Genomic DNA, 11,239 nt, shown 5'->3' on the forward strand with positions numbered 1-11,239 from the left:
ATATCTGTTTAGCTGTAGAATCAACTGGCTATAATAGAAACTTTATCTTGAGAGTATTTAATATAACCTAAAACAAAAGCTAAAATAATTATTAAAATTACAAAAAATAAAATATTTAAAAAAGAATTTAAAAAAACAATAGGAAATTTAATAAACAAAAAGCTCATATAATTAGTAAAAAAAGCTTCGTAAAAATCCACACATAAAAAATATAATAAAATAGCTGGCAATAAGCCTATTTTAAACATAGAAAAAATCTGATTTTTATTTTGTATATTTTTATATTCTATTTTTAAAAATTGTTGATAGGCTAGTTTGATTAAATACATAAACACAAATGATAAAAGAATTTGAATTGAAACATTTGAAGCAATATAATCAGACAAATATTTAAAAAACATCAAAAAAGACATATAAGAAATGATATATCCATCAATCTTAGAAATAACCTTTAGCATAACTTTTCCTTTTAATAGAATTTAAAATAAGAATTTTAAATTCTTATTTTAAATCTTATCTTACTGATATTTTATCAAATCCTTAAATCCAGCTTCGCTAAAGCCTTTTAGTCTTAATTGGCAAGATTCACATTTACCACAAGCTAAATCATTACTATCATAACAACTATAACTAAGCTCTAAAGGTGCTTTTAGGCTCATTCCAAGTTTTACTATATCTGATTTTTTTAGCTTGATTAAAGGAGTAATTATTTTAATATCTTCTCCACTACCTTCTTTTATAAACGAAGCGGTTTTTTCAACGAAATCTAAAGTAGTATCAGGATAATTGCTAGAATCCTCACTAACTAAACCCGTATAAATCGCACTAGCATTAAATCTTTGTGCAACAGCAGCAGCAATACTATAAAAAATCCCATTTCTAAAAGGCACATAAGTATTTGGCAATTCACCATTTTTACCTAATTCATCTTTTGGAATTTCTAAACTCATATCAGTTAAACTAGAGCCGCCAATTTGTTTGAAAAAATCCATATCCACAACTAATTTTTCTATATTATAAAACTTGCAAATTTCATTAAAAGCTTGTAATTCTCTTTGCTCTGTTCTTTGACTATAATTAAAATGAAGGGCTATTACTTTATAGCCTTCATTTATAGCACAAGCAGTGCTAACGCAGCTATCTAGCCCTCCACTTAAAATACTTATAGCGATTTTACTCACTTATATTCCTTTACAAATTCTGCGATTTTTTCTATACCTTCTATGATATTTTCCATTGAAGTTGCGTAAGAAATTCTAAAATAACCACTCATGCCAAATCCACTTCCTGGCACGCAAGCTACTTTTTTATCATCTAAAAGCTTAGCACAAAACTCAACATCATCAGGATTAACACTAGAGCAATCAATAAATAAATAAAACGCCCCGCTAGGTTTTACGCTTAATTTAAGCCCATTAATGCTATTAATCATTTCACAAGCTTTATCTCTTCTTTTTTTGAATTCTTTTTTCATCATCTCAATATCTTTATCAATCTCTCCAACTAAAGCAGGAACTGCAGCAGCTTGAGTTATACTACAAATATTACTTGTGCATTGACCTTGAAGATTTTTCATTAATTTATTTAATTCTTTATTTTTACTAGCACTATAACCAAATCTATATCCTGGCATTGCAGCACATTTGCTAAGTCCATTTATTGTAACCGTGCGTTTTAGTGCATCTTCGCTTAAACTTGCAAACGCTACAAATTCTCCATCATAAACTAATTTTTCATACATTTCATCAGCTAATACAACAATACTAGTGCCTTCTAAAACTTTAGCTAATGCCATTAATTCATCTTTTGAATATAAAGCTCCACTAGGATTACTAGGATTATTTAATATTAATATTTTCGTCTTAGGTGTAATTGCAGCTTTTAATTCATCAGCACTGATTTTAAAATCTTTTTTAGGAGTTACAATCACAGGAACTCCACCCGAATACTTAACTTGCTCTGGATAAGTTACCCAATAAGGAGCTGGGATTATTACTTCATCGCCATCACAAACAAGTGCTTGAATTGCATTAAATAAACTATGTTTAGCTCCAACATTTGCTATTACTTCACTTGTCTCATAATCTAAATTATGGTCTTTTTTAAGCTTAGTGCAAATTGCTTTTAAAACTTCAGTAGTTCCAGATACTGGAGTGTATTTTCCGCATCCATCATTTATCGCTTTAATAGCTGCACTTTTTACAACTTGCGGAGTATCAAAGTCAGGCTCTCCTGCACTAAAACTAATAACTCTTACGCCTTGTTCTTTTAGTAATTTTGCCTTAGCTGTAATTGCTAAAGTTATTGATTCTTCCAAACCTTTAATTTTTTCTGAAAATTGCATATTCTCTCCTTTTAAATTTTCTTTAAATATCCATTATCGTGCATAAATATGAAAAGCTCACCTAAAATATGTTTTTTAGTTTTTTCATTTATTAATTCCGAAGAATTTATTTTATCTTGAATTTTTTCATCAATTTCACGAATATCGTAGTCTAAATCTTCTAAAATATCCCTAATTGATTGACTTTCAATAATACTTTCAATCTCATAACCTTTATCATCAATATCAATACTAACTTGAGTTGGATGGGTAAATAAATTATGCTTCATTCCTAATACTTCTTGATAAGCACCAACTAAGAAAAATCCTAAGAAATAATCTTCTTGCTCTACATCAACATCGTGTAAAAATAAAGGACGCTTAGCAGCATCAAATGATATTTCTCCATCACTATCACAAGTTATATCCCAAATACTAGCCGATCTTGTTGGTTGAGTATCTAATCTATCAAGTGGCATTATAGGAAATTCTTGCCCTAAGCCCCAAAAATCTGGCAAACTTTGAAACATTGAAAAATTGACCAAATATCTTTCTTGAACTTCTTTTTGAGTTCTTAATAAATGTTTTGGACTTAGCATAGAAACTGCTTTTTTACCTATTAGATGAACCAATATTTCGGCATTTGAGCGGTCTTGTAAATCTACATATCCTAAGTCAAATAAGGTTAAAATACTATCTAAATGGTCATAACTATCGTGCATATATTCTACTGCATTGCTTGGCTTTATATTTTTGTATAAATCGCATAATTCATCTATTAATTGCGGGTTTTTTTCTTTTAACTGCATTTTGCTTTCTGAATATTCTTGAGAAAATAGTTCAAGAACAGGTGCTACTAATACTGCGTGAGAACCGCTTACAAAACGACCACTTTCTATATAAATATTTGGCTCTATTTCTTGTTTTTGTGCTGCTAGAGTTTTTAGAATAAATACAATATCATTTGCATATTCACTTAAAGTATAGTTTCTTTGAGAAGTCTTTTGAAATTGTGAATACTCAATTGCTAAACCACCACCAATATCAATATTTTCAAGGTTATTTGCACCCATTTTGCGTAATTCAAAATAAATATTTCCTGCTTCGCTTAAAGCTTTTTTTAAAGGATGTATTTCATTAATTTGTGAGCCTATATGAAAATGTATCATAGTAAAACAATCTAATAAATCATTTTCTTTTAAAAGCCCTACTGCTTCTATTAATTCAGTTGATGTTAGACCAAATTTTGAATTAATCCCACCACTTTTAGCCCAAGTGCCACTACCTAAAGAATGCAGCCTTACTCTAAGACCGATTTTTGGTTTTATCCCAAAACGCTCTTTTGCTGTTTTGATAATTACTTCAAGCTCATTAATACCTTCAATAGTTAAAGTTATGTTATGCCCCATTTCAGCAGCGATAAAGCCCATTGTTATTAGTTCTTTATCTTTAAAGCCATTAACAGTTATTGGAGCATTTTCGTTGTTATAAGCCATAGCTAATAATAATTCTCCTTTACTACCAGCTTCAAGACCATAATTTAGATTTTTACCAAGTTTTACAAGACTTTTTACAAAACCAGGAAATTGATTGACTTTTAGTGGATAAACAGCATTAAAACTACCACGATAATCAAATTCTTTAATGGCATTATTAAAATTTATATAGATTTGTTCTATTTGTTTTTTAATCAAATGATTAAATCTTAAAATTATAGGACCTTTATATCCATCATCTAAAAGAGTATTTACTATATCAATAATGGCAGGTTCGCTTCCGTATTTTAAACATACCTTGCCATTTTTAATGATAAAATTATCATCTCCCCAAATATCTATGCCATAATCATTCATAAAATTTCCTTTAATTCATCGTATTTTATACTTTTTTGTTCGCCACTTTCTAAATCTTTAAAAAATACTTCATTTTTACTAGCTTCATCACTACCAATTGCAATAAAGTATTTATAGTTTTGTTTATTCGCTATATTTAAATGTTTTGCTAATTTTTTTGCTTCGTAATTTAGATTAATTATTTTTCCGTTTTCTCTTAAATTATCAACTAATTTATAAGCAATTGGCAATAATTCTTCATCTAATATACAAAAATAAGTATTTTGTAATTTTTGTTCTATATTTTTACTTCTTAAAATATCCATAACACGCTCAACACCCATAGCAAATCCAACGCCATAGCTTTTAGCTCCGCCTAAATACTCAACCAAATAATCATATCTTCCACCACCAGCTATTGCAGCCTTTGCACCTATTTCGCTACTTTCAAACTCAAATGCTGTTTTTGAATAATAATCAAGCCCGCGAACCAATCTTTCATCAATTACAAAACTAATCTCATTATCTTTTAAAATCTCTTGTAATTTAATAAAATCAGCCCTACTCTCATCATCTAAAAACTCACTTAATTTAGGAGCGTTCATTAAGTGTTTAGCACATTCATCGTTTTTACAATCTAATACTCTAATAACATTAGTTTGTATTCTTTTAGCACAATCAGCACAGAATTTAAAACCAGAACTATTTTCAATGTTTGCAATATATTCTCTTAATGCTTTTCTATAGTTTTGAAGGCATTCAGGCGAGCCTAAAGAATTGATTTTTAAAGTATAAGTAATATCAAGTTTTTTAAAGATTTTAGCAAGTATCATAATCACACTAGCGTCTTCATAAACATTAGCTATATTAAAACATTCTAAGCCAAATTGATGAAATTCTCTATAACGACCTCTTTGTGGTTTTTCATAGCGAAACATTGAGCCGTGATAAAACCATCTTTTAACAACTCCAGCTTTATCCATCTTATGTTCAATAAAAGCTCTTACAACCCCAGCAGTTCCTTCAGGTCTAAGACATACGCTATCTCCACTTTTGTCTAAAAACTCATACATTTCTTTACCAACTATATCGCTACTTTCTCCTACGCTTCTTTTAAAAAGCGGAGTAACTTCTAAATGTGGCACTTCAATATAGCTATAACCATAAGTTTTTGCTACTTCTTCACAAGTTTTTATAATCTTTTCGTAAATTAACGCATCATCATCTAATAAATCATTCATTCCTTTAATTGCATGTATCATTTATATACTCCTTAATCATTGTATTTATTTTATCTATACTAAGACTTGCATCTATTGTAAAAACTTTTAAATTTAAAGCCTTAAAAATCGCTTCATAATTTTCTTGAACTTTTAAAAAATATTCTACGCCTTTTTGCTCTATTTTATCAAGGCTTTTATTATTTAATCTACTTTCTAATAATTCCTTACTGCCTTTAAAAAATATTATATGATTAGGTAAAACATTATTAGTTGCAAATAAATTAAAATCCAATAATTGTTTGTAATCACTATCAACTTCATAAGCTAAATGAGAAAACAAGCTCCTATCAGCTATAATAAATTCTTTAGTAAAATCAATTTTTGAAAATAATTCAGCCCTATCAGCTAAAAATAAAAACATTCTAGCCTTTTTACTCATTTCTTCATTTAAAATCAATTCTCTTAATTTTATTCCTAAAGTAGTTTCACCGGGTTCTTTTACAAAAATCGGCTGGAATTTAAAATAAGAATTTGGTAATTCTTGTAAAAGCTTAATTTGAGTGCTTTTGCCTAGAGTGTCAATTCCTTCAAAAGCGTAATAATTCATTTTAAATCCTTTAAAATACTAGATGGAACTAATTTTGAAATATCTCCACCATGAGCTTTAATGCTTCTTACAATTGAGCTTGAAATAAAGGCATTTTTAAGGCTTGGCATTAAATAAATAGTGTCTATCTCTTCGTTTAATTCAGCATTTGCATAGTGCATTTGTAACTCATATTCAAAATCACTCACAGCCCTTAAACCCCTTACAATAGTATATATTTTTTGCTCTTTTGCAAAATCTACTAATAAATTGTCAAACCCTATTACTTCTACATTTAATCCACTTGTTGCATTTTTTACTAAATTAATCCTAGTTTCTAAATCATAATCAGGCTTTTTTTTATCATTTTTAGCAACTGCTATTATTAATTTATCAAAAATTTTTAAAGCCCTTTTTATTACATCTAAATGCCCATTTGTTATCGGATCAAATGTGCCTGGATAAATTGCTTTTTTCATTCGCTTTTCCATCTTTTAAATTTTTTATATTCAACTCCAAGCAAATCACACCATTTACCTATTACAAATTCTTTAAAAGAACTCTTAGAATATTTAGCGTAAATTGCAGGGGCTATTATACAGCCTAATTTATTTAATTTTAAAATATTTTTAAGCATTAATTCATTTAATGGCATTTCTCTTGGAGCTATTATGATTTTTCTATTTTCTTTAAGATTTACGGCAAAACTTCTTAGAATTAAAGTATCACTAAAACCATAACTAGCCTTTGCTAAAAAATCACTACTAGCATAATAAAACGCCGCATCAAGCTTAAAGCTTCCACTTGATACAGGTGCAGCTAAATCATCATTTTTTAAAAGAGTAATATTTGTATTTTTAATGTATTTTTTTAATTTTTTATTATTTTCTTCTTTTAAAACCTTTAAAGCACCTTTGCTAAGGATTAAATATACTTCATTTTCTTTGCTTAATACCTTAGCTAATTTTAAAGCCAAATTAACTCCACTAGCTCCATTAATCGCTACTAAAAATCTCATTTTATTAAAACCTGTTTTTCATTAATTATTTCGCCAGTTAAATTGTGTCCTTGAGTGTTTTTAAGGCGAATTCTTTGACCTTTTACTCCACTTTGCAAGGCTATTAAATCAACAAACACACTCAAATCTCCATCATCTAAAATACCAACTACACTATCATCTTTATTAATTAAATAATTTGGCATTAGCATAGAGGTTTTTATAATACTACCTGCTCTTACTTTGCTTTTAAACTTAATACTATTATCAAGTGTTCTTAAAGCATTATAAGGTAATTTTGAAAAATCAATTTTTTCACTTTTTAAATCAAATAGCCCTATTTCTTCATCCTTTAAGACATCTTTTTTTAAAACATAAACCTTAGTAAGAGCTTGTAATTTAAAAGATATTTGCATATCTTTATCATTGCAATTTGCTTTAAAAAATCCTTGTTTGCTAAGATTTGGATATGTAATAATTTTGCAATTATTAATATTAGGATTAAAACTAAGACTTTTTATTTCTAAAAATTCATCTTGTTTTTTCCAATGTTTTAATAATTCATCGCTTAAATTATTAGCAAACAAAACCCCACTTAATACAAATAAACTAAATACTTTGTTCATAAACTCTTACTTTATCGTTTTGTTTAATATCACAATCAATAGGACAAATTATGTAATGAGTGCATTTATTTAATGGAGTAATTTGTCCGCTACTAAGTTTTGCATTATTAAACGGAACAAAAGTATCATTTATAATATTTCCAATAACTACATTTTCTTTATTATTTTTAATCTTTAAATCCATTGATATAGGATATAAAAAGCTTGGCTTTTCATATATAATTCCTTGCATTTTATAAATTAAAGCTCTTGCATAAATTAAAGCCCCAATATAAGCGCTCATAGGATTACCCGGTAAAACCAAAATATATTTATTATCTTTAAAATATAAGCTAACAGGACCTGCAGGTTTCATTTTTACCTTAGTAAAAATAGGTTTAAAACCTAGTTCATCTAAAGCTTTTTTGATAAAGTCAGCATCACCTACACTTGCAGCTCCGATACTTACAACTAAATCAAAATTATCTAAAGCACCTTTTAAAGAATTTAAAACAAACTCATATTCATCTTTTAAAACCCCTAAATAATAAGGTTTAGAAAAACTCTTAAAAGCAGAATAAATTCCATAAGCATTAGAATTATAAACACCAAATCCATTTGAATAAGGCTCAATAATCTCAAGACCACTTGCAAAAATACCAACTTTTATTTCTTTAATAACTTCAATATTAAAAACTCCATTACTAGCTAAAATCATAATAATCTCATCAGTAATTACGCCTTTTTTGATAATCAATTCGCCTTTTTTGTATTCTTCGCCTTCATATCTTATAGCTTCACCTACTTTTAAATTATCACTTGTAGCATACATTAAATCATCTTTAATAATAGAGTTTTCAACCATTAAAACACTATCAGCACCCTTTGGCACTCTTGCACCTGTCATAATCTTTACACATTCGCCACTTTTAATCTCGCATTCATTCATATCTCCTGCAAAAATAGTCTTTAAAACTTTAAGACCATTTTTAAACTCACTAGCCTTTAAAGCATAGCCATCCATTGCAGAATTTGTAAATAAAGGAGCGTTACATTTAGCATAAAAATCATTCGCTAAAACTCTTCCTTTTGCATCAAATAAATTAACAATTTCGGTGCTTTGAGTGTGATTAAGTGATTTTATATTTTCTAATGCTTCATTAATTGTCATTCTTCTTCCTTTAATTCAACTAATTTCGCACCTAATTTACTTAATTTCTCACACAAATTCTCATATCCACGCTCTAAATGATAAATTCTATGAATATTAGTAGTCCCATTTGCAGCAAGTGCAGCTAAAATTAATGCAGAACTAGCCCTTAAATCAGTTGCCATCACTTCAGCACCTTGCAAATTAGAAGTCTTAACATTGGCAATATGTCCATTTAGCTTGATATTTGCACCCATACGATTTAGCTCGCTTACATGCATAAAACGATTTTCAAATAATCTTTCATCAATAATACTTTCTCCATTTGCCTTAAGACATAAAGCCATAAATTGAGCTTGCATATCAGTAGGAAAGCCTGGATATTCGCTAGTTTTAATATTTGCCGCTTTATAATCGCTTGAATATACTTTAATACTATTTTTTAAAGTTTCGTATTTAATCCCCATTTCATCAAATTTTGATAACAATGCACCCAAATGCTCTGGAATTATATTTTTAACTTCTATATTTGATTTTGTAATAGCACCTGCACAAAGATATGTTCCTGCTTCAATTCTATCAGGAATAATTTCGCAAGTAAAATCAGTATTTAATTTGGTTACTCCTGTGATTTCAATAGTATTTGTCCCAATACCTTTTATATTAACACCTGCTTTTACTAAAAACTCGCATAAATTAACGATTTCAGGCTCACAAGCTGCATTTATTATAGTAGTTACACCTTTAGCATAAACTGCTGCTAAAATTGTATTTTCAGTAGCACCAACAGAAATTTTATCAAAATGTATTTTAGCTCCAACCAACTCTCCACTAGCTTTTACATAGCCATCAACTAATTCAATATTAGCACCCATTTTCTCTAAAGCACTTAAGTGCATATCAATTGGGCGTTGTCCTATAGCACAGCCACCTGGTAAAGATACTTCGCAAATTTTAAATCTACTAAGCAAAGGTCCTAAAACCAATATGCTAGCACGCATTTTGCGAACAATATCATAAAGTGCTTTTGTATTAAATACATTACTTGAATCAATTGTAACGCTATGATTGTTTAGTTCATATGTAGCTCCTAAATTCTCAAGCAATCTTAACATAGTCTTAATATCTGATACTAAAGGAAGATTTGTTAAAGTGCATTTTCCTTTAATAAGTAAAGCAGCAGCAAGTAATGGTAAAGCTGCGTTTTTAGCTCCACTAATTTCTACGCTACCGCTTAATTTTGCGTTACCTTCTATTTTTAAATATTTCATTCATTATCCTTTTGTATGTGAAAACCTGCCCAAGTTTGAGTAACAGGCATTAATTCTATTCTATTGATATTTACATGGTCTTTTAAATTAATAATACTAATAACTGCATCAGCAATATCTTCTGCATCAAGGTATTTTGTATTTTCATAAACTTTATCAGCTGCAATTTTATCACCTTTAAAACGCACTTCGCTAAATTCTGTCTTACATAATCCTGGTGCAATATCAGTAATTTTTATATTATTTTTTCTTACATCATTTCTTAATGCGTGACTAAATTGACCTACAAAAGCTTTAGTGCCTGCATATACATTACCACCAAAATAAGGATTATTAGCAGCAACTGAACCAAAATTAAATATGTGTCCGCCGTTTTCAAGCATTCTTGGTAAAATCAAATGAGTTACATATAAAAGCCCTTTTATATTAGTATCAACCATAGTTTCAATATCTGCTAAATCTAATTTATAAAACTCTCCTAAACCTAATGCTAATCCTGCCGAATTAACTAAAACATCAATTTTATTAAAATCATTAGGCAAATTATTTACAACATTTTTTAAAGCATTTATATCTCTTACATCAGCTTCTGCTATATATACATTATTTTTAAATTCATTTTCAAATTCTAATAATTTTTCCTTGCGTCTTGCGAGAACTACTACTTTATAATTATTCTTTAAAAGTCTTTTAGCAATCGCTTTTCCAAAACCACTACTAGCACCTGTTACAAACGCTGTTTTCATTGTTCTTTCTCCTTTAATCCTAATTTTTTTAAATACTCAATATTTTCTTTATTGTTATAAATCATCGCATAATCTAGTGCATTTAATCCAAAATTATCGCTTATCGTATAATCAGCCTTATTTTCTATAAGCAATTTTAAGGTATTTAAATTCGCTAAAGACGCTGCGTGTATTACTAAAGTCTTTGCAGGATGAATGTAAGAGCAAAAAGAAATATAATAAGGAAGATTTGTTTTTAGCTCTTCTTCACTATCAATTTGTTGTAAATTAAGATTAGCCCCATATTTCATAAGTAATTTTATAGTTTTAATATCACTAATTTCAACTGCATAAAAAATCGCACTTTTACCAAGAGCATTTACATAATTAACATTGGCTTTGTTTTCTAATAAATATTCTAATGCTTCATAATAATCAAGTGCATAAAAAATCGCACTCTCATAACCTGAATTAATATTTGTATTATTTTTAGCTAAAAACTCTATTATTTTCATATCTTTTTTAGC

Annotated in this window: 13 protein-coding genes; all 13 read right to left on the bottom strand. The window is 28.6% G+C overall.

Annotation, left to right across the window (positions count from 1 at the left end; all coding sequences use genetic code 11):
* Nucleotides 1–20: 20 nt before the first annotated feature.
* Nucleotides 21–458 (bottom strand): hypothetical protein, encoded by a 438-nt coding sequence (locus tag KJQ97_RS07715; protein WP_214120468.1) that lies wholly within the window; start codon nt 456–458, stop codon nt 21–23.
* Nucleotides 459–518: 60 nt separating this feature from the next.
* Nucleotides 519–1,181, bottom strand: coding sequence for a 7-cyano-7-deazaguanine synthase QueC (gene queC / locus KJQ97_RS07720; RefSeq protein WP_214117559.1), 663 nt, complete (start codon nt 1,179–1,181; stop codon nt 519–521).
* Nucleotides 1,178–2,344, bottom strand: coding sequence for a pyridoxal phosphate-dependent aminotransferase (locus tag KJQ97_RS07725; protein WP_214120469.1), 1,167 nt, complete (start codon nt 2,342–2,344; stop codon nt 1,178–1,180). The genes queC and KJQ97_RS07725 overlap by 4 nt, the downstream gene beginning before the upstream one ends.
* 11 nt (nt 2,345–2,355) lie before the next feature.
* The gene (speA, locus tag KJQ97_RS07730; RefSeq protein ID WP_214117561.1) at nt 2,356–4,176 is read right to left on the bottom strand and encodes a biosynthetic arginine decarboxylase; all 1,821 of its coding nucleotides are present in this window, start codon (nt 4,174–4,176) and stop codon (nt 2,356–2,358) included.
* Nucleotides 4,173–5,417 (bottom strand): histidine--tRNA ligase, encoded by a 1,245-nt coding sequence (gene hisS, locus KJQ97_RS07735; protein WP_214120470.1) that lies wholly within the window; start codon nt 5,415–5,417, stop codon nt 4,173–4,175. The genes speA and hisS overlap by 4 nt, the downstream gene beginning before the upstream one ends.
* On the bottom strand, nt 5,401–5,985 hold the full coding sequence (gene tmk, locus KJQ97_RS07740) for a dTMP kinase (protein ID WP_214117563.1): 585 nt from the start codon (nt 5,983–5,985) through the stop codon (nt 5,401–5,403). The genes hisS and tmk overlap by 17 nt, the downstream gene beginning before the upstream one ends.
* On the bottom strand, nt 5,982–6,443 hold the full coding sequence (coaD, locus tag KJQ97_RS07745; RefSeq protein ID WP_214120471.1) for a pantetheine-phosphate adenylyltransferase: 462 nt from the start codon (nt 6,441–6,443) through the stop codon (nt 5,982–5,984). Before coaD ends, tmk begins: the two co-directional genes overlap by 4 nt.
* Entirely contained in the window at nt 6,440–6,982 is a 543-nt protein-coding gene (locus KJQ97_RS07750) for a UbiX family flavin prenyltransferase (protein WP_214117565.1), read from the bottom strand. Before KJQ97_RS07750 ends, coaD begins: the two co-directional genes overlap by 4 nt.
* Entirely contained in the window at nt 6,979–7,587 is a 609-nt protein-coding gene (gene flgA / locus KJQ97_RS07755; protein ID WP_214120472.1) for a flagellar basal body P-ring formation chaperone FlgA, read from the bottom strand. The genes KJQ97_RS07750 and flgA overlap by 4 nt, the downstream gene beginning before the upstream one ends.
* On the bottom strand, nt 7,571–8,737 hold the full coding sequence (locus KJQ97_RS07760; protein WP_214120473.1) for a molybdopterin molybdotransferase MoeA: 1,167 nt from the start codon (nt 8,735–8,737) through the stop codon (nt 7,571–7,573). Before KJQ97_RS07760 ends, flgA begins: the two co-directional genes overlap by 17 nt.
* Nucleotides 8,734–9,987: a UDP-N-acetylglucosamine 1-carboxyvinyltransferase gene (murA, locus tag KJQ97_RS07765; RefSeq protein WP_214117568.1), complete on the bottom strand. Its 1,254-nt coding sequence runs from the start codon at nt 9,985–9,987 to the stop codon at nt 8,734–8,736. Before murA ends, KJQ97_RS07760 begins: the two co-directional genes overlap by 4 nt.
* Nucleotides 9,984–10,733 (bottom strand): SDR family NAD(P)-dependent oxidoreductase, encoded by a 750-nt coding sequence (locus KJQ97_RS07770; protein ID WP_214117569.1) that lies wholly within the window; start codon nt 10,731–10,733, stop codon nt 9,984–9,986. The genes murA and KJQ97_RS07770 overlap by 4 nt, the downstream gene beginning before the upstream one ends.
* Nucleotides 10,730–11,239, bottom strand: a 510-nt coding sequence (locus KJQ97_RS07775) for an ankyrin repeat domain-containing protein (RefSeq protein WP_214120474.1), incomplete at its 5' end; no start/stop codon positions are given. The genes KJQ97_RS07775 and KJQ97_RS07770, both read right to left, overlap by 4 nt.

Origin of the sequence: Campylobacter sp. 2018MI01 (assembly GCF_018501205.1) — a bacterium.
Classification (GTDB): domain Bacteria; phylum Campylobacterota; class Campylobacteria; order Campylobacterales; family Campylobacteraceae; genus Campylobacter_E.

What these genes read in the sequence shown, in the direction of transcription:
- KJQ97_RS07715 (WP_214120468.1), bottom strand. Translation starts at nt 458, where the DNA reads ATGCTAAAGGTTATTTCTAAGATTGATGGATATATCATTTCTTATATG.
- KJQ97_RS07725 (WP_214120469.1), bottom strand. Translation starts at nt 2,344, where the DNA reads ATGCAATTTTCAGAAAAAATTAAAGGTTTGGAAGAATCAATAACTTTA.
- speA (WP_214117561.1), bottom strand. Translation starts at nt 4,176, where the DNA reads ATGAATGATTATGGCATAGATATTTGGGGAGATGATAATTTTATCATT.
- hisS (WP_214120470.1), bottom strand. Translation starts at nt 5,417, where the DNA reads ATGATACATGCAATTAAAGGAATGAATGATTTATTAGATGATGATGCG.
- tmk (WP_214117563.1), bottom strand. Translation starts at nt 5,985, where the DNA reads ATGAATTATTACGCTTTTGAAGGAATTGACACTCTAGGCAAAAGCACT.
- coaD (WP_214120471.1), bottom strand. Translation starts at nt 6,443, where the DNA reads ATGAAAAAAGCAATTTATCCAGGCACATTTGATCCGATAACAAATGGG.
- KJQ97_RS07750 (WP_214117565.1), bottom strand. Translation starts at nt 6,982, where the DNA reads ATGAGATTTTTAGTAGCGATTAATGGAGCTAGTGGAGTTAATTTGGCT.
- flgA (WP_214120472.1), bottom strand. Translation starts at nt 7,587, where the DNA reads ATGAACAAAGTATTTAGTTTATTTGTATTAAGTGGGGTTTTGTTTGCT.
- KJQ97_RS07760 (WP_214120473.1), bottom strand. Translation starts at nt 8,737, where the DNA reads ATGACAATTAATGAAGCATTAGAAAATATAAAATCACTTAATCACACT.
- murA (WP_214117568.1), bottom strand. Translation starts at nt 9,987, where the DNA reads ATGAAATATTTAAAAATAGAAGGTAACGCAAAATTAAGCGGTAGCGTA.
- KJQ97_RS07770 (WP_214117569.1), bottom strand. Translation starts at nt 10,733, where the DNA reads ATGAAAACAGCGTTTGTAACAGGTGCTAGTAGTGGTTTTGGAAAAGCG.